Source organism: Nesterenkonia xinjiangensis, assembly GCF_013410745.1.
Classification (GTDB): Bacteria; Actinomycetota; Actinomycetes; order Actinomycetales; family Micrococcaceae; genus Nesterenkonia; species Nesterenkonia xinjiangensis.
Window position 1 is genome coordinate 3251517 of sequence record NZ_JACCFY010000001.1, and the last position, 18326, is coordinate 3269842.

General features: G+C 69.9%; 12 protein-coding genes. 7 read left to right on the top strand and 5 right to left on the bottom strand.

The features are described 5' to 3' along the window. Nucleotides 1-9: 9 nt before the first annotated feature. From coaBC to HNR09_RS14590, 3 genes are all read left to right on the top strand, one after another. Nucleotides 10-1323, top strand: coding sequence for a bifunctional phosphopantothenoylcysteine decarboxylase/phosphopantothenate--cysteine ligase CoaBC (gene coaBC / locus HNR09_RS14580; protein WP_179542694.1), 1314 nt, complete (start codon nucleotides 10-12; stop codon nucleotides 1321-1323). Between the two features lie 84 nt (nucleotides 1324-1407). After that, nucleotides 1408-2607 (top strand): methionine adenosyltransferase, encoded by a 1200-nt coding sequence (gene metK, locus HNR09_RS14585; RefSeq protein ID WP_179543235.1) that lies wholly within the window; start codon nucleotides 1408-1410, stop codon nucleotides 2605-2607. Between the two features lie 113 nt (nucleotides 2608-2720). Further along, nucleotides 2721-4805, top strand: a complete 2085-nt coding sequence (locus HNR09_RS14590; RefSeq protein WP_179542695.1) for a primosomal protein N' family DNA-binding protein — start codon at nucleotides 2721-2723, stop codon at nucleotides 4803-4805. Between the two features lie 47 nt (nucleotides 4806-4852). On the opposite strand, the gene HNR09_RS14595 is transcribed toward HNR09_RS14590, so the two are convergent. Next, complete coding sequence (locus tag HNR09_RS14595) at nucleotides 4853-5812, bottom strand: alpha/beta fold hydrolase (RefSeq protein WP_179542696.1); 960 nt, start codon at nucleotides 5810-5812, stop codon at nucleotides 4853-4855. A 164-nt stretch (nucleotides 5813-5976) separates the two neighbouring features. Here HNR09_RS14595 and leuS point away from each other — a divergent pair, with 164 nt between their 5' ends. The 4 genes from leuS (at nucleotide 5977) to HNR09_RS14615 (ending at nucleotide 13241) form a co-directional block, all read left to right on the top strand. After that, nucleotides 5977-8502, top strand: coding sequence for a leucine--tRNA ligase (leuS, locus tag HNR09_RS14600; protein ID WP_343047560.1), 2526 nt, complete (start codon nucleotides 5977-5979; stop codon nucleotides 8500-8502). A gap of 3 nt (nucleotides 8503-8505) precedes the next feature. Then, nucleotides 8506-9522: a DegV family protein gene (locus HNR09_RS14605; RefSeq protein WP_179542698.1), complete on the top strand. Its 1017-nt coding sequence runs from the start codon at nucleotides 8506-8508 to the stop codon at nucleotides 9520-9522. Nucleotides 9523-9645: 123 nt separating this feature from the next. Next, complete coding sequence (locus HNR09_RS14610) at nucleotides 9646-10476, top strand: helix-hairpin-helix domain-containing protein (protein WP_179542699.1); 831 nt, start codon at nucleotides 9646-9648, stop codon at nucleotides 10474-10476. Continuing rightward, nucleotides 10470-13241, top strand: a complete 2772-nt coding sequence (locus HNR09_RS14615) for a ComEC/Rec2 family competence protein (RefSeq protein WP_179542700.1) — start codon at nucleotides 10470-10472, stop codon at nucleotides 13239-13241. The genes HNR09_RS14610 and HNR09_RS14615 overlap by 7 nt, the downstream gene beginning before the upstream one ends. A gap of 122 nt (nucleotides 13242-13363) precedes the next feature. On the opposite strand, the gene rpf is transcribed toward HNR09_RS14615, so the two are convergent. The 4 genes from rpf to HNR09_RS14635 form a co-directional block, all read right to left on the bottom strand. After that, nucleotides 13364-14098: a resuscitation-promoting factor Rpf gene (gene rpf / locus HNR09_RS14620; RefSeq protein WP_179542701.1), complete on the bottom strand. Its 735-nt coding sequence runs from the start codon at nucleotides 14096-14098 to the stop codon at nucleotides 13364-13366. A gap of 394 nt (nucleotides 14099-14492) precedes the next feature. After that, nucleotides 14493-15833 (bottom strand): FAD-binding protein, encoded by a 1341-nt coding sequence (locus tag HNR09_RS14625; RefSeq protein ID WP_425488284.1) that lies wholly within the window; start codon nucleotides 15831-15833, stop codon nucleotides 14493-14495. A gap of 218 nt (nucleotides 15834-16051) precedes the next feature. Next, nucleotides 16052-17545, bottom strand: a complete 1494-nt coding sequence (locus tag HNR09_RS14630; RefSeq protein WP_179542703.1) for a Mur ligase family protein — start codon at nucleotides 17543-17545, stop codon at nucleotides 16052-16054. Between the two features lie 147 nt (nucleotides 17546-17692). After that, the gene (locus HNR09_RS14635) at nucleotides 17693-18193 is read right to left on the bottom strand and encodes a DUF6326 family protein (protein ID WP_179542704.1); all 501 of its coding nucleotides are present in this window, start codon (nucleotides 18191-18193) and stop codon (nucleotides 17693-17695) included. Between the last annotated feature and the right edge of the window lie 133 nt (nucleotides 18194-18326).

Genomic DNA, 18326 nt, shown 5'->3' on the forward strand with positions numbered 1-18326 from the left:
ATCGACCTGATGCGCATCATCCTGGGAGTCAGCGGAGGAATCGCCGCCTATAAGGCCGTGCATCTTCTCCGCCTGCTCCGGGAGGACGGGCATCAGGTCGATGTCGTTCCCACGCCGGCCGCCGAGGAGTTCGTCGGCCGGCCCACCTGGGAGGCGATCAGCGGCCGCAAGGTCAGCACCTCGATCTTCTCCCATGTGGACGAGGTGCGTCATGTGCGGCTGGGGCAGGAGGCGGACCTCGTGGTCGTCGCGCCTGCCACCGCCGACCTGCTGGCCCGGGCCCGCGCCGGCCTGGCCGACGACCTGCTGACCTCCACCCTGCTCGCGACCGAGGCGCGGCTGCTCTTCGTGCCCGCGATGCACACCGAGATGTGGCGGAATCCGGCCACCGTGGACAACGTCGCCACCCTGCGCGGACGGGGCCACGAGGTCATGGAGCCCGCGGTCGGTCGGCTCACCGGAGCGGACTCCGGCCCTGGACGCCTTCCCGAGCCCGAGGACATCCATGCCAGAGTCCGCGAGATCCTCGCCGAGTTGGACGGCACCTCCGCCCCCGCAGCACCGATCTCTGCGCCCTCGGCGCAGAACGGGCTGCTCGCCGGACGCCGTGTCGTCGTCACCGCCGGAGGCACCCGCGAGCCGCTGGACCCCGTCCGCTACCTGGGAAACCGCTCCTCCGGCAAACAAGGTGTCGCGCTGGCCGCCGCCGCCGCCGCCGCCGGGGCGCAGGTGCATCTGATCGCCGGGATCATGGAGGTGGCCGCACCCGAGGGCGCGGCGGGCATCACCGTGGAGCGGGTGGAGACGGCCGAGGAGCTGCACAACGCTGTGGCCTCCGCGGGCGACGAGGCGGACCTGCTCCTCATGGCCGCCGCCGTGGCGGACTTCCGCCCCGCGGACTACACCGAGGCCAAGATCAAGAAGACCGAGGACGGCGTAGACCCGGTCATCCACCTGCAGCGCAATCCCGACATCCTGTCCGCCACCGTCCGTCGGCGTGCGGAGCGGGGGACCGGCCCCACCGTCATCGTCGGCTTCGCCGCAGAGACCGGTGACGCCGCGAACGACCCGCTGGACCTCGCGCAGGCGAAGCTGCTCCGCAAGGGGTGTGAGCTGTTGGTGCTCAACCGGGTCGGCGAGGGCCTGGTGTTCGGCCAGGACGACACCGAGATCCACATCCTCGCCTCCTTCGGAGTCCAGGGGCTCCTCGGGGAGGCCGACCCGCTGCACGTCACCGGCTCCAAGCAGGAGGCGGCCCGCGCCGTCGTCGAGCGCGCCGGCGAGCTCCTCAGCAGGCAGGCCCGCTCGCCTTACGCTCTGTGAAGCCAGCGCCCGGCGGCTCGGCCGGGGCCGTCGCCGCTGGCGTAGGATGAGCCGGTGACCAACACCAGCGCTGCCTCCTCCGACATGCCCACGCCGCAGGCACTGCGGCTGTTCAGCTCCGAGTCGGTGACGATCGGCCATCCGGACAAGATCTGTGACCAGATCTCCGACGCGGTGCTCGACGCCATGCTCGCCGTGGACCCGGAATCCCGGGTCGCCGTGGAGACCCTGACCACCACGGGACTCGTGCATGTCGCCGGGGAGGTCACCACCTCCGGCTACGTCGAGATCCCGCAGATCGTGCGGTCCACCCTCCTGGACATCGGCTACGACTCCTCGGCCAACGGTTTCGACGGCGCCCGCTGCGGCGTCTCGGTGAGCATCGGCCAGCAGTCCCCGGAGATCTTCGCCGGGGTGTTCAACTCGCTGGAGGCCCGCTCGGGGGCCGAGGACCGCCGCGACGCGCAAGGTGCCGGTGACCAAGGCATCATGTTCGGCTACGCCACCAACGAGACCGACACCTTCATGCCCACCCCGATCGCCCTGGCGCACCGGCTCTCCGCCCGCCTCACCGAGGTCCGGCAGAACGGGCTGCTGGAGTACCTGCGCCCGGACGGCAAGACCCAGGTCACCGTCGGCTACGAGGGCGACCGGCCGGTGAGCCTGGACACCGTGGTGGTCTCCACCCAGCACACCCAGGAGACCTCCCAGGAGCAGCTGCACGCCGACCTGGCCGAGCACGTGGTGACTCCGGTCATCGAAGCCTCCGGACTGGACGTGGCAGCCGCCTCACAGATCATCAACCCCTCCGGCCCGTTCGTGGTCGGGGGCCCGGTCGGCGATGCGGGTCTCACCGGACGCAAGATCATCGTCGACACCTATGGAGGCTTCGCCCGCCACGGCGGCGGTGCCTTCTCGGGCAAGGACCCGTCCAAGGTGGACCGTTCCGCCGCCTACGCCATGCGCTGGGTCGCGAAGAACGTCGTCGCCGCGGGTCTTGCCGACCGGGCCGAGATTCAGATCGCCTACGCCATCGGTCGTGCCCGCCCGGTGGGCATCTACGTGGAGACCTTCGGCACCGAGACGGTGGACCCGGCACGCATCTCCGCGGCCATCGACGAGGTGTTCGACCTCCGCCCGCTGGGCATCATCGAGGACCTGGACCTCAAACGGCCGATCTATCGGGAGACGGCCAAGAACGGCCACTTCGGCCGGGAAGGGGCGAACTTCCCCTGGGAGCGTCTCGACCGGGTCGACGCCCTGCGGTCCTTCTTCGGCGCCTGAGGCCCCTCCGCTGATCGGCGGCTGGTGCAAGGCCCCCGTCCTCCCGGCGAGGACGGGGGCCGTGGCATCCGCCGGACTTTCTGGGTGTCAGCCCGGGCGCGTAGCATCGTCCGGTGAGCAGGGCCGGCCGTGCAGGACTCCCCGAGAGCGTGTCTTCACCGGGCCCCGGACGCGGTGACGCCGCAGGACAGGACAGGGGGCGGGTGATGGCGGAGCAGGACGATCAGCAGCCGGCGCTGCTGGATGCGCTGGCGCCCCCGCCGCCGGCCCGGCTGCCCGCCGGAGCCGCCGAGGAGCTGCCGGTCGCGCGGGTGCTCCTGGACTCCGGGGTGCCCCACCTGGACCGTCCCTTCGACTACGTCGTGCCGCGGGACCATGCCGGGTCCGTGGTGGCCGGCAGTCGGGTGAAGGTCCGATTCTCCGGGAGGGAGATGCTCGGCTTCGTCGTGGAGCGCCGTGCCGCACCGGGTACCGCCTCCCGCCTCTCCATGATCCACAAAGTCGTCTCGGCGATCTCGGTGCTCTCTCCGGAGGTCCTCTCTCTCGCCGAGAAGGTCGCGGAGCGCGGCGCCGGGGTGACCTCCGACGTGCTGCGTGCAGCGATCCCTCCACGAGTGGCCAGGGTGGAGAAGGAGTTCGCCGGGCTCGTGGCCCCCGAGCCGGTCCTCACGCCGGCGGAACCCGGCCCGCGTCGAGCCGGGCTGGCCCTGACCTCCTACGGCGAGCAGGGCTGGGCCGCGCAGATCGTCGACGCCGTGCGCCGCTGCCTGGAGGGCGAGGGCGATGCCGTGGTCGTGCTGCCCGACGCCAGGGACGTGGAGCATGCCGCCGCGGCGCTGGAGGCCGCACTGGGAGAGGAGCAGGTCGCCCGGCTGACCGCCGACGTCGGCCCCACACCCCGATATCGGGCGTTCCTGCGCCTGCGCTTCGGCTTGGCCCGGGTGGCGGTGGGCACACGCTCGGCCGTATTCGCCCCGGTGCCGCGGCTCCGGCAGCTGATCGTCGTCGACGACGACGACTCCGCGCACTCGGAGCCGCGCGCCCCCTACCACCACGTGCGCGAGGTCGCGCTGCAGCGCACCGTGCAGACAGGATGCTCGCTGCTGTTCCTCTCCACCTCCCGAAGCCTGGAGGTGCAGCGGCTGGTGGAACGCGGCTGGCTTCAGGAGGCCGCACCAGATCGGGACTCTCGCCGGGAGGCCTCCCCGCTGATGATGGCCACTGCGGACTCCCACCATCGGGAGCGGGATCCGATGTCGCGCCAGGCGCGCCTGCCGGCTGCGGCCTACCGGACGGCCCAGCAGGCGCTGCAGCATGGACCGGTGCTCGTGCAGGTGGCGCGCGCCGGCTTCATCCCGGCGGTGCTGTGTCAGCGCTGCCGGTCCCGGCAGCAGTGTCCGTCCTGCCATGGGCCGCTGAGCCTGCCGGCGCATCATGAGCAGTCCGGCACCTTGCGGTGCCGCTGGTGCGGGCTCCACCACCGCGGACACCGGTGTGTGGAATGCGGCCATGACCGCTTTCGGGCCGGGGTGCGCGGAGCGGATCGGACCGCTCACGAGCTGGGGCGGGCCTTTCCCCACATCACGGTGATCTCCTCCACGGCGGATCATCCGGTGCGCACGGTCTCCTCCGACCCTGCCGTGGTGGTCAGCACCCCGGGGGTGGAGCCGATCGCGGAGGACGGATACGCGGCCGCGCTCCTGCTCGACGGGGATGCGCAGCTCAGTCGTGAGGGCCTGGACGTGCCGCGCCGGGTGCTGGCCCGCTGGTTCCGGGCCGCGGCGCTGGTGCGCCCCCATGGGGAGGCCCCGCAGCGTTCGGGTGCCGTGGTGGTCACCGCGGAGGTCGAGGAGCTCACGGCCGCCCTGGTCCGCTGGGATCCGGTGTCCTATGCCCGCCGGGAGCTCTACCGGCGGCTCGAGCTGGGGCTGCCCCCCGCGAAGCGGATGCTCAGCCTGACCGCGGAGCCTGAGGACGCCGAGGCCTTCACCCGGTCAGCCGGGCTGCCGGAGGGCGTCGACTGGATCGGGCCCTCGCCCATGGAGGACGGACGGCACCGGTACCTGCTGTTCTTCGGCTATGCCCAGGCCCAGGAGATCATCGCCGAGCTGAGCCGGCTGCGACGCACGCAGAGTGCCCAGCACTCGGCCCGCGCGGTGCGGATCGTCGTCGACGACGTGGACGCCCTGCAGGTCTGAGAAGCTCTGAGCGGGTCGGGGCTCCGGAGGTGTGCGCCGGGGCAGGATCACAGCCCGCGCAGGAACCGACGGATGGCACGTGCCGTCTCGGCAGGCTTCTCATAGTGCAGCAGATGCCCGACACCGCGGATGACCTCCATGCGGCACTGGGGGAGCCGGCCGGCGAGCCGCTGACGGCCTCGCAGCGTGCTGAGCTGATCGCGGGCTCCGACCACTAGGAGGGCAGGGAGATCCAGCCGTTCGGCGAAGCTGGTCACAGTGGTTCGGCTGGAGGACCGGTAGGCCTGCAGCACGGTCTCGCGGTCGGCGAACCCACCGAAGTGCTGCTGATGCTGGTCTCGGACGTAGCGGACGACATCGCTGTCCCGAGAGACGATCATCGTGAGATTGGTCACTCCGAGTATCAGCGGTGAGCGCAGCAGGGCCAGCGCCCAGGGTTCCGGAAGGCGGCCGCATGCCCGGTAGTAGGCCTCGACGGCGGCGGCTCCGGGGAGCAGCCGGCCGGTGAAGATGCCGTCGCTGATGGGATTCAGCAGCCCCAGGCCCGCCCAGCGGCGGCCCTCCGGGAGCGACTGTTGCCAGGCCGTGTGGGCGGCGGCGACGATGGAGCCGAAGGAATGGCCCAGCAGGACGTCCTGGTCGTCGAGGTCCAAGGAACGGGCCAGGGCCTCCACCACCCGGGCGTAGGTGTCGGCGTCGTGCACCCCTGAGGGGAGGGGTGGGCTGGCGCCGAATCCCGGGAGGTCGGGCACCAGGAGCTCCTGCTCCGGCAGGGCGTCCACCACCAGCTGCATGCCGTGGTGGTCGCCGCGGAAGCCGTGGATGAGCAGCAGGCGGCGTCGTGGCCCCCGACGACGGCGCACCGGTGGGTAGTGCCAGAGCGACACCGGGCAGGTGATGGTGACGCCGTCGGCCAGAGTGACGGTCAGGATCAGGGTACGGAGCTCCCCGGGCCGGGAGGGATGCTCGCTCCAGGGAGCCGGGGAGGGGCGGGAGGGCAGAGGCACGAGACCAGGGTAGCGGTGCCGCCTGGCGGTGATTCGTCACTTAGACTGGGACGGGCTGGAGATCGCGTGGCCCTCCGGTGCTCATGCCCGGAGCCGCGCCGGCCCGAACGGCCCATGAACGACCCTTGACCGTCCCCGATGACCGACCACGAGGTGCCCCCCAGGTGAGCAACGCGAGCGAGTCCGCCGCGGCAGAGGCCGCGCAGACCTCCGAGAAGCCCAAGCCGTACGACTTCGCCGAGATCGAGGCGCGCTGGCTTCCGTTCTGGGAGGAGGACGGCACGTTCGAGGTGGACCCCGAGGACACCCGTGAGCGCCGCTACGTGCTGGACATGTTCCCGTACCCCTCCGGTGACCTGCACATGGGCCACGCCGAGGCCTTCGCCATCGGCGACATCCCGGCCCGCTACGCCCGCCTGCGGGGCTGCAACGTGCTGCACCCGATCGGCTGGGACTCCTTCGGGCTGCCCGCTGAGAACGCCGCCATCAAGAACGACGCGCACCCGGCGGACTGGACCTACGCCAACATCGAGACACAGGCCGCGTCCTTCAAGCGCTACGCGATCAGCACAGACTGGTCCCGCCGCCTGCACACCTCGGATGAGTCGTACTACCGCTGGACCCAGTGGCTCTTCCTGCAGTTCCACCGTCGCGGTCTGGCCTATCGCAAGGACTCGCCGGTCAACTGGTGCCCGAAGGACCAGACCGTGCTCGCGAACGAGCAGGTCGTCGACGGCGCCTGTGAGCGCTGCGGCACCCAGGTCATCAAGAAGGCACTGAACCAGTGGTACTTCAAGATCACCGAGTACGCGGACCGGCTGCTCGACGACATGGATCAGCTCGCCGGGCATTGGCCCGAGCGCGTGCTGAGCATGCAGCGCAACTGGATCGGGCGCTCCACCGGTGCCACCGTCCGGTATGAGATCGAGCCGGTCACCGACGGCGCCGACGTCGCCCCGATCGACGTCTTCACCACCCGTCCCGACACCCTCTACGGGGTCACCTTCATGGTCGTCGCCGCCGACGCCGACCTGGCCCAGCAGCTCGTCACCGAGGAGCATCGCCAGGAGCTGGAGAGCTACCGGACCGCTCTGGGTCACGTCTCGGACATCGAACGTCAGTCGGCCGACCGGGCCCGCACCGGAGTCTTCCTGGGGCGTCACGCCGTCCACCCGATGACCGGTGAGAGGCTGCCCGTCTGGGCCTCCGACTATGTCCTGGCCGACTACGGCACCGGCGCGGTCATGGGTGTTCCGGCCCATGACCAGCGTGACCTGGAATTCGCCCTGGCCATGGGCCTGGACGTCCGCGTCGTCGTCGAGACCGGGGAGGAGCATCCTGCGCAGTCCGGGTCTGCCACCTCCGGTGAGGGCGCCCTGGTGAACTCCCCGGCCTGGGACGGACTGGGCAAGGAGCAGGCGGTCCCTCGTGCTGTGCAGGTGCTGGAGGACAAGGACCTGGGCCGCGCCACCGTGAACTATCGGCTGCGTGACTGGCTGCTGTCCCGCCAGCGCTTCTGGGGCGCACCCATCCCGATCGTGCACTGCCCCAGCTGCGGCGAGGTCCCGGTGCCCGAGGAGGAGCTGCCGGTGCGGCTTCCCGCCGACCTGCGCGGTGAGCAGCTGGCGCCGAAGGGAAAGAGCCCGCTGGCCGCGGCAGAGGAGTGGGTCTCGGTGGACTGTCCCGGCTGCGGGGAGCCTGCCACCCGGGACACCGACACCATGGACACCTTCGTCGACTCCTCTTGGTACTTCCTGCGGTTCCTGAACCCCCAGGACGACGCCCGGGTCTTCGATCCCGCCGAGGCAGACCGCTGGATGCCGGTGGACCAGTACGTCGGCGGCGTGGAGCACGCGATCCTGCACCTGCTCTATGCCAGGTTCTTCACCAAGGTCATCCACGATCTCGGCCTGATCAGCTTCGACGAGCCCTTCAAGGCCCTGATGAATCAGGGCCAGGTGCTCAACGGCGGCAAGGCGATGTCCAAGTCGCTGGGCAACGGGGTGGACCTCGGCGAACAGCTGGACGCCTACGGGGTCGATGCGGTGCGCCTGACCATGGTGTTCGCCTCCCCGCCGGAGGACGACGTCGACTGGGCCGACGTCTCGCCCTCGGGGTCGGCCAAGTTCCTCGCACGGGCCTGGCGCGTCGCTCAGGACGTCACCAGCGACCCGGGCACAGACCCGGCCGACGGCAGCGACCAGCTGCGCTCGGTCACCCATCGGACCGTCGCCGACGTCGAGCAGCTGCTCGAGGACCAGAAGTTCAACGTGGTCATCGCCCGCCTCATGGAGCTGGTCAATGCTGTCCGCAAGGAGATCGACTCAGGTGCCGGCCCTGCCGACCCCGCGGTCCGAGAGGGTGCCGAGATCGCCGCGCGGATTCTGAGCCTGGTGGCGCCCTACACCGCCGAGGACATGTGGGCGATGCTCGGCCGAGAGCCCTCCGTAGCGAACGCCGGATGGCCGAGCGTGGATCAGAGCCTGCTGGTGGAGGACACCACGACCGCGGTGGTGCAGGTCAAGGGCAAGCTGCGCGACAAGCTCGAGGTCGCCACCGACATCAGCGCCGAGGATCTGGAGGCCCGCGCACTGGCCCTGCCGAAGATCCAGAAGTACATCGAAGCCGACGGCGGTGTCCGGAAGGTGATCGTCCGGGCGCCCAAACTGGTCAACGTCGTCACGGGCTGACCCATGGACCCCGCATCGGCGGCCCACCGGGACGAGCTGCTCGCGGCCTGGATCCAATCCTCCCGGGGCCCGCTGGCCGGGGGCGGACCTCGCCGTGCCGGCCTGTGGGGAGCCCGCCGGCGGCGTGGCGGCATCGCCGTGGTCACCGACTCCTCCTGCTCCCTGCCCTCCGAGCTGTTGGACGCCGCCCGGGTGCCCGTGGTGTCGGTGCCGATCCCGGTGATGATCGGGGAGCAGATCTACACCGAGACGGCCGGAAAGGCGCGCGGGTCGGCCGGTGCCGGCACCCCGGGTGATCAGACGGAGCTGGACCGGGACCTGGCCCTGGCGGTGGCGCAGGGGATCACGGTGCGCACCTCCCGTCCTTCTCCGGGGCGGCTGGCGCAGACCTTCACCGCTCTGCAGGAGCAGGGCTGCGACGGCATCGTCGCGATTCATCTCTCCTCGAAGCTGTCCGGGACGGTGGACGCGGCTCGTCTCGCCGCGGGGGAGGTGGACATCCCTGTGCGCGTCGTGGACTCACTGCAGACCGGAGCCGCTCTGGGACATGCCGTCCTCGACGCCGCAGCCGCAGCCGGCCGGGGCGTGGGCCTCGAAGAGGTCGCCGACACCGCCGAGCACAGCGCCCGTGGAGGCACCTCGTTCTTCGTGGTCCCGAGTTTGGAGCAGCTGCGCCGCGGAGGGCGCATCAACGCGCTGGCCAGCCTTCTGGGCGGTCTGCTGTGGGTGAAACCGCTGCTCGGTCTGCAGGACGGCGAGGTGCAGCTGGTGGAGCGGCCGCGGACGATGCCTCGCGCCATGGAACGGCTGATGGCCCGGGTGGAGGAGTCGGCCGCAGGGATGGAGCGGCCTCGCCTGGTCGTCCACGCCTTCGGCAATGCCTCCCCTGCGGTGGAGCTCGCCGACCAGGTCGCCGGCCTGTCCTCGCGCCCCGTGCCGGTGGTGGACCTGCCCCCCTCGCTGGCTGCTCATCTCGGGCTGGGGGCGCTGGCCGTGTGCTTGACTCCCGAGCCCGGGTGATGTCCGCGCGCGGTGGCTGGCTGTTCCTCCACAGGAGGGCTGCGGGGGCCGTGACACGCGGACCCCTCCACAGGGCCTGCTGAGCCTCTGCGGGCGGTGCCACGGGGCTCCTACCGTGGTCGCATGGAGGATCCAGGGCTCTGGGACGAGGAACCGGTGCTCTCCCGTCGAGAGAGGCTTCGCCGGGAGCGGGAGGCCGCCCATCAGCGACCCGTGCGCACCCGTCTGCGCATCACTGCCGCGGCGGCGCTCGTGGCCGCCCTCCTGGCCTGGCTGCTGGTCTCATGGGCGACAAGCTCTCCGTCCTCCTCCGAGCCGCTGCCCGAAGCTCCGGAGCTGAGCGGCTCCGACGACGGCGGTCCGCGGCCCCGGGAGACTCCGCCGGACGGAACAGCGCCGGCGGGGACGCCGGACGAGGCGTCGGACGGGGAGGGAGGCTCCACTGTGGGCCCCGGGGAGGATGAGGCTCCGGTGCTCGTGGTCCATGTGGCCGGTGCGGTGAGAGAACCCGGCGTGGTCGAGCTGCCCTCCGGTTCCCGGATCCATGACGCGCTGGAGGCGGCGGGTGGTGCTGTCGAAGGCGCCGCACTGGAGGCGCTCAATCTGGCCGCCGAGGCCGTGGACGGTTCCCTGATCCACGTGCCCACCCAGGAGGAGGTCGACGCCGGTGGGCCGCCACCCATTTGGCCCCAGGACGGTGCGGGCCAGGACCCTGCGGGCCAGGATCCATCGGATGGGTTTCCCGGGGACGGTGCAGAGGAAGCTCCGGTCAACCTCAACGAGTCCGATGCGGGGCAGCTGGAGCAGCTGCCCGGCATCGGACCCGCCCTGGCCGAGCGGATCGTCGACCATCGCAGCGATCAGGGCCCCTTCGGTTCGCTCGAGGAGCTGGCCGGGGTGCGGGGGATAGGCCCGGCGATCCTCGAGGACATCGCTGGCCAGGTGACATGGTGAGGCACCTGCCACCCGAACACGTCACCGAGGGTGAGCACGGCCGCGGCGCGGAGGCCCATCGACTCCCTGATCCAGTCGGAGACGGCATCCGCGGCAGGGAGGTCGGTCACCCGGCCCGGCCGGTCGATCTGCGGCTGCTCCCTGCCGCCCTCGTGGCTTGGGGCGCCGCATGGATCACCGTCCAGGCTTCGGCGGCCACGGCTCTCGGCCTGGGTGCGCTCCTCGGCGGGGTGGGGGCTCTGCTGCTCGGTGTGCTGGTCCTCCTTCATCGGATGATGTCTTCGGATCGGTGGGTGCTCCTCGCCGCGGCGCAGGTGGCGGTCTGCTTCGTGGCCGGGGGCTCCGTGGCCCTGAGTGCGCATCAGGCGCACCAGCGGGTGGAGGTCACAGGGTGGGAGGAGGCGGTCGAGGCTGAGGTCCCGGTCCGGGTCGAGCTGCGCGTGGTCGGAGCACCCCGCGAGGCGGCCCGTCCTGGCCCCGACGGTGCTGGCCGCTCTGTGGCCCGGGCCAGGGTCAGCGCCTTCGAGCATCGCTCCGCTCCGCCCGATGACCACATGGCACAAGGAGAAGACGCCCATGGCACATCAGCGTCACGTTCCTGGCGACGTGTCCACACCGACGCCGTGCTTCTGCTCGACGCGGACGTGGCTACGGAGCTGCAGGTGGGCGAGCGGCTCCACGGTCTGGTGCGACCCATCGGCACTGAACCAGGGGATCGGGCCACGGCACTGCTCATACCTTTCGGCGTCGATGCCCTGACACCCTCGTCCGGAAGTCTCGAGCATGAGGGGCGGGCCGTGTCCAGAGCCGTCGAATGGTGGAGTGAGATCCGCAGGTCGGTGCGTGAGGGCACCATCGAGGCCTCAGGGCGGGCGGCCGGAGACGCGCCCGAGCTGCTCCCTGGGCTCATCCTTGGAGACAGGAGCGGACAAGATGATGACCTGACCGAATCGATGCGTGCAGCTGGCATGACGCACCTGACGGTGGTGAGCGGAACCCACTGCGCGCTGGTCATGGGAGCGTTCCTGGGTCTGCTGCGCCTGCTGAGGACGCCCCGGCTCCTGGGTCTGCTCCTGGCGCTGCTCGGGCTGGTGCTCTACGTCGGCCTCGTCGATCCCGCCCCGAGCGTCATCCGGGCGGCGGTGATGGGTGCCCTGGGAGCCCTGGCCCTGTTCTCCGGGCGTCGCCGGGCATCGTTCTCCCTGCTGTGCGTGTGTGTGCTCGGCATGTTGATCTGGGATCCTCACTACGCCGTGGAGCCTGCGATGCAGCTCTCAGCTGCGGCGACGGCAGGAATCATCCTCACCGGAGCGCGCATCCAGGACGTGCTCAAGCGGGTGCTGCCGGGGATCCTTGCCGGTCCTGCGGCGCTGGCCCTGTCCGCCCAGCTCTTCGTCACTCCCGTGCTGCTGCCCCTGAGCGGGGGCGTCACCACCTACGCCGTGCCGGCCAACATCCTGGCTTCGCCGCTGCTGCCGTTCGTGACGGTGCCGGGGCTGTTCGGCGCGCTGCTGTCCCCGATCGTGCCGGGCCTGGCAGGAGGAATGCTCTGGCTCTGCGGGTTCCCGGCGGCGGCCATCGGATGGATCGGACGCCGGGCGGCCGCCTTGCCCCAGGCGGTGGCGCCCTGGCCCGAGGGGCTGACGGGCGCGGCACTGGTGGTGGCCTATGTCATCGCTGTGGTGCTGCTGACCCGACGGCTTATGACCGGACTCCCATCGAGTGAGCCGGCTCAGTCGGAGGGGCCGCGGCATGCGGGGCCGCGGTCAGGGCCTCTTCGCCGGACTGTCCTCGGGCTGCTGCGCTCCGGAGCTCCTGTGTGGTCCTGTGCGGCCGTGGCAGGGGCGCTGACGGCCCTGGTGCTCCCGGGGAGGTTCCCTGGGGCGACAGGCGCCCCTGAGGGCTGGAGCGTGGTGATGTGCGATGTGGGGCAGGGCGACATGCTGGTCGTGCGCAGCGGCGTGCGAAGCGCCGTGGTCGTCGATGCGGGGGAGGAGCCCCACCTGGCGGATGACTGCCTGAGCCGCCTGCAGGTGGAGACCGTGGACACGCTCTTCATCACCCATGAGCACCGCGATCACTACGGCGGCGTCGCGGGCGTGATGGAGGGGCGTGTTGTGCACGAGGTGCTGTACGGCGGCAGCGCGGACTGGACGCCTCGGGCCGAGCCGGAGCTGGAGACCGCGCTCGATGACGTGCCCGTGCGTCGAGTGGGCCCCGGCGAGACCTCGGAGTCTGGGAGGCCGTCGGGGGAGCCGCCCGGTATGGCGGGAGAAGAGGCGAGGGGATCTGGTCTGTCGGAGGCCAGGGTCCGCTGGCAGGTGTGGCTTGCCCACCAGCACTATCCGGAACCCAATGACAACTCGCTGGTCGTGCTCTTCGAGCTGGTGGACGGCGAGGCCGAGTCGCAGTCTCGGGGCGGTCGCGATGATCCGTGGCGACTGCTCGCCACCGGTGACCTCGAGGAGGACGCGGCCCGGCTGGCGATCCTCACCGGCGGCCTGCCTGAACATGTGGACGTCCTGAAGGTCGCCCATCATGGTGCCGCGAACGGCGGCACCGAGACGCTGGAGAGCACCACCTCGGAGGTCGCTCTCATCGGTGTCGGGGAGGACAACTCCTACGGGCATCCGGCCCCCTCCATCCGCCGTGCCCTGGAGGAGGCGGGAACGAGCGTCTACCGCACTGACCTTCATGGAGGGATCGTACTGCGCCTGGGGGAGGGAGAGATCGAGGTTGAGTCGCTCGGAGCAGCTGTGCCGTGAGCCCACCTGCCCCAGACGCGCCGAAGGCGGCCTCGGCAGAGGATGTCTGCAGAGGCCGCCTTCGGGTGCGGCAGTGACGGGTCAGTGACCGGCGTCGCTGTCCTGAGTGTTCAGTCTCTCGATCAGAGGACCGGGAGCTTGAGCTCCTGGCCGACGAAGATCAGGTTCGGGTCGTCGATCAGGTCAGCGTTGGCGCCCCACAGGTCGCGCCAGTCCTCGACACCGAGAGCGTCGGAGATCTTGGTCAGCGAGTCGCCGGCGGCGATCGTGTAGGTCTCGTCCGAGACCTCGACCTCAGCGTTCGGCTCAGCCGACGGCGAAGACGGGGCCGGAGCCTCCTCCTGCACCGGGGCTTCCTCCTGCACGGGAGCCTCCTCCTGCACGGGAGCCTCCTCCTGCACCGGGGCCTCCTCCTGCTGAGTCTCCTCAGCCGGAGCCTCTTCCTGCACCGGGGCCTCCTCCTGCTGAGTCTCCTCAGCCGGAGCGGAGTCGTCGGCCGGAGTGGAGCTGCCCGGGCTGCCCGAGATGCCCAGGCTGGCGGTGCATGCCGGCCATGCGCCCCAGCCCTGGATGGCCTGCAGCTTCTCGGCGCGGTGGATCTGCTCCTGCTTGGAGGCCTCGTGCGGGTAGCCGGAGCCGCCCACGGCCTGCCAGGACTGCAGGTTGAACTGCAGGCCGCCGTAGTAACCGTTGCCGGTGTTGATGGACCAGTCGCCGCCCGACTCGCACTGGGCCAGCTGGTCCCAGACACCGGAGGCGTTAGCGGCCGGGGCCGCAGCAGCGACGCCGGCGCCGGCGAGGGTGGCAGCGGCCAGGCTGCCGCCGACGATCTTCTTGAAAGTCTTGTTGGTCTGCATTAGGCAGTAGCTCCGAAGTCCCCGACACTCGGACCCTCCCGGGCCTTCCTCATGTCACCGTCCAGCTTCATTCACGTCGAATCGTGGTCACGTTCACCAGGGCCGACACAATGGACGGTGACGGGGAGTCTGTCGGCCCCTGTACTTCCGCAGCGCCGGCGTCGTCGATCCGGTGCGAACCAGATCACGCCAACATCACGGAAGATGTCCGCCACCCAGTAAAAGGTCTCAGAACGATTGCGTCAACCTGGCCGATCCGGCGCGTCGGGGGCAAAAACCCCGGAATCATGCCGATCCACCCTCGTTACCGTCTCGTGATCTAAGTTCCTGTGAAAAACGTGTGAGTGATGTCGCGCCTCGTGACCCGCTGCACGATCCACCGTGACGTTCCAGGTCAGAGGCCCATCGAGGCCAGGAAGTCGTTGCGCAGTGCGCCCTCCGGATCGAAGCGGCCGCGCAGACCGGCGAAGTCATCCCAGCGCGGGAAGCGGGACCGGACTTCCTTCGCCGGGAAGGTGAACAGCTTGCCCCAGTGGGGGCGGGCCGAGGCTGGAAGTGCCTCCTCGAGTCGGGGCAGGAGTGCCGTGACGGCGGCCTGATCCGGACGCCAGGTGAAGTGGAAGCCCACGGTGTCTTCCTCATGAGCGGGGCTGAGCCAGAGCCTGTCTCCGCTCATCGTGCGCAGCTCGTTGGCCAGCAGCAGGGGACGGATCTGCGTGGCGAGTCCGCGGATCGCCTCAAGAGCGGCAGCGGCATCTCTGCGGGGCACCAGGTACTCGGTCTGCAGCTCGGCGCCGGCGGAGGGGGTGAAGCCCAACTGGAAGTGTGGGAGGCGGTCGTACCAGGGGCCGGGGATCCCGCCCTGCTCGGAGCAGGACTCTGCAGAGACTCCTGGGAGTGGGTGTCGCTTCTCCGTCGCAGGCCGGGCGCCCAGGAGCTCCACAAGGTCATCCGACTCAGCCTGGGTGACCTGCGCGGGCACAGCAGACTTGACCCAGATCTGGTCGGCGACGTCGGTGCGGCTCCAGGTGGTGAAGATGCTCACGCTGCGACCGAGGCGGGTGACGTCGTCGAAGTTCTCCAGGACGGCCTCCCAGCGTGGCTGCTCCAAGACGGTCTGGGCGATCTCGTAGGTGGGCTCCACATCGAGCTCCAGGGTGAGTATCGCCCCGAGCGATCCCAGGCTGACCACGGCCCCGTCGAAATCCGGCTCGCCGCGGTGCAGGGTGTGGGTGGTCCCGTCGGGGGCCATGATCGTCAGGGTGCGCACCGCAGAGGCCAGTGTGCCGATCTGGTCGCCGGAGCCGTGGGTGCCGGTGGACACTGCGCCGGCCACCGAGATGTGCGGCAGGGACGCAAGGTTGCCCAGAGCCAGGCCCTGCTGGTGGAGGGTCGGGGCGAGGTCGCCGTAGCGCATTCCTCCGGCGACTGTGACGGAGTCCCGATGGACCTCCAGAACCGGAGGCATCAGATCGAGGCAGATCAATGTGCCGTCGGTGTCGGCGATGGTGTTGAAGCTGTGCCGGGAGCCGAGGAGACGCTTCGGCCCAGGGTGCGTCATGGCCGCCCTCAGCTCGTCGACGGAGCGCGGGTGGAGCACCTCGTGTGCCCGATAGGTCAGGTTGCCTGCCCAGTTGTGCTCTGCGGGCCCGGGGGTCGTCCGGCCTCGCTGTGGCCGCCTGCTGGTCGTGGCTGACGATTCCTGGTGTTCAGTGTTCCCCGGGTGCTGGTCCACGTGGTCCTCCGCCTGTCGCTGTTCGCCGGTGTCGCGTCCGGCAGGGCTTCGCCACGGCGGTGCCGGACTCCCCGACGCCGGTGGCGCCCTGCCCTGATCATGGCTCAGTCTTGCAGATCGGACGTGCTCGAGGAGGAAGATGTACAACGATGTAAGGGGGCCGTCGCGGGGAGTCGGCTTCCCCTGGGCCAGCGTCGTCCAGGCATCAAGGGCCATCCTCAGCGTGGCGGTACGGGTGGCGTGGTCTCCGGGTCCGGGGCCAATGACGACCTGAGCGATCTCACGAGCTCATGGAGGGCGGTTCCATGGGAGGACTTCACGATGACAGTGTCGCCGGCTCTGAGGTCAGACAGCACGGTGCGTGCCAGCTCGTCGAGATCGCTCCAGTGGGTGCTGACGAGCCCCCTTGTGGCAAGCGCCGCATGCAGGTGCCGCATGTCTGCGCCGTACAGGTGTGTGACCTGGGCACGGGACTCTGCCACGGCCGAGGCCAGTGAGGCATGGAGTTCAGCAGACGCGGTGCCGAGCTCGAGCATGTCACCGAGAACCAGGATCACGCGACCAGCACCGAGGTCAGGGACCTCTGCTGCCGCCTGCAAGGTGACCTTCATCGATCCGGGGTTCGCGTTGTAGGCCTCATCGACCACCGTCACCGCTCCGCCGTATGGCAGGCCCAGTGCATGGGAAGCGCCTCGACCGTCCAGGGCGGCGAAGGTGGCCAGGGAGTCGATGCCGCGCCGCCAGCCGGGGAGCCGGTAGCTCCGCAGGGTGGCGATGACCGCCAGGCTGTTCAGCGCCATATGCTTCCCGCGCGCCCCGACCGTGTAGGCGATGCTCTCTCCGGCGACTCTGGCTGTGACCTCACCGGTCTCAGGCCTGTACTCGAGGAGGCGGAGCGCCGCATGAGGCGATTCACCATAGGTCACGAGCTGACACCCCTGATCTGCAGCACGCTCCACCAGGATCTCCGCGTGCGGGGCGTCGAGATTGATGACCGCAGTGCCGGCCGCGGGAGGCCGGTCGAAGAGGTGCGCCTTCCGGGTCGCCACACCTTCGAGGTCGCCATGCTGATCGAGATGGGCCTCGGCGATGGACGTGACGATCGAGACGTCTGCAGAGACGGTGAAGTCGTTCGCGAGATACTCTGCGAAGGCTCCGCCGGCGATCTCGACGACGGAGTGGCGCACCTGGGGCGACCTGCTCAGATACTTGGCCGCGTCTGTCGAGACGTTGAAGGACTTCGGGCTGGACCTGACCCGAGCCCTGGGAGCGGCCGCGCGCAATGCGTGTGCGAGCATCCGCTTGGTGGTGGTCTTGCCGGAGGATCCGGTGATGGCGGCGATCTTGGACAGACCACGTGAGTCGCGCAGGACACCAGCCACACGGTAGAAGGTCTCCTGGGCCGTAGGTCCGGACAAGACGTTCTGGCCGGCCAGGGCAGGGTGAGTCGCACCCGCGGAGCTGGTGATGAAGCCGGCGACACCGCTCGCCGCCGCAGATCGGACCCAGTCCACCAGGTCATGCTCTTGCTGCTCCCGGATGCGAGCAGGTGCCGCACCGTGCCACTCGTCGTCGATGATGGTGGCGAACTGGTCGGCGATCCTGTCTTGGCCCCGCCCCAGCTGGACGCCTTCAATGCGAACCTCCGGGTCGCCCTGGAACGCGTAGCCGCCCCAGGCTTCAAGGCGCCCGATCACGAATGCAGCTCGCACGGGACGGTCCTCTCGGTGCGTGGTCGATGAAGCCCTATGGTGACATACCGCCTCAGATCCGCAGCGTCGACCTCGGGGAAGGGCCGGTGGCACACCCCACCGGACTTCAGATGGACTGGCTCCGATCAGGACGGGTACTGCTGGGGTTCACGCCTGCTGCTGGGCACGAGGGGCTCCACGGTCCTGGTTGGTCACCGGGGTCACCGTGGTCGCCGACGGTGCGGTGCGGGGCCAGGTCCAGGCGGAGCGGAGGATGTAGGCCAGGATGATCAGTTCGAGCACGACGCCGAGGCCCAAGAAGTACAGCCAGGACCCGCCGACCAGGTTGAACGCCGAGACGGGGATGTAGAGCGATGCCACGACGAGGTTGATCGTGCGGCTCGCACGGGCGGGCAGCGCCATGGAGAGCAGGATCATGAGGATCGGGATCCCCACGAGCACGAGCGCGCTGACGACGAATGTCTGGCTGGTGTCGAATTCGAAGACGATGCCGGCCAGGATGTCGTCGATGATGCCGGGCTTGTACAGGTGGAGGTAGTCGACGTAGATGTAGAAGAACATGAAACTCGTCCACGCTGCTGCAAGCTTGACTTTCACCGGCAACCGCAGGTCTTCCAGTGCGGTGGCGGTGGGTTGATGCTTTTTCATGGAGTGCTCCATTGCTGGGTGGCGGATCGGTAGTTCCACGATCGCTGACCACGACGGCGGGCACATCGGCCCTGAGGCCGGAGTTCACCTGGCCGATGGCACGGTCTCTCTCTCGTCAATTCGGCTGATCCGC

Bases quoted from the DNA above. Each gene is read 5' to 3' on its own strand.
- metK (WP_179543235.1), top strand. From the start codon at position 1,408: ATGCCCACGCCGCAGGCACTGCGGCTGTTCAGCTCCGAGTCGGTGACG.
- HNR09_RS14615 (WP_179542700.1), top strand. From the start codon at position 10,470: ATGGTGAGGCACCTGCCACCCGAACACGTCACCGAGGGTGAGCACGGC.
- coaBC (WP_179542694.1), top strand. From the start codon at position 10: ATGCGCATCATCCTGGGAGTCAGCGGAGGAATCGCCGCCTATAAGGCC.
- HNR09_RS14605 (WP_179542698.1), top strand. From the start codon at position 8,506: ATGGACCCCGCATCGGCGGCCCACCGGGACGAGCTGCTCGCGGCCTGG.
- HNR09_RS14610 (WP_179542699.1), top strand. From the start codon at position 9,646: ATGGAGGATCCAGGGCTCTGGGACGAGGAACCGGTGCTCTCCCGTCGA.
- rpf (WP_179542701.1), bottom strand. From the start codon at position 14,098: ATGCAGACCAACAAGACTTTCAAGAAGATCGTCGGCGGCAGCCTGGCC.
- HNR09_RS14635 (WP_179542704.1), bottom strand. From the start codon at position 18,193: ATGAAAAAGCATCAACCCACCGCCACCGCACTGGAAGACCTGCGGTTG.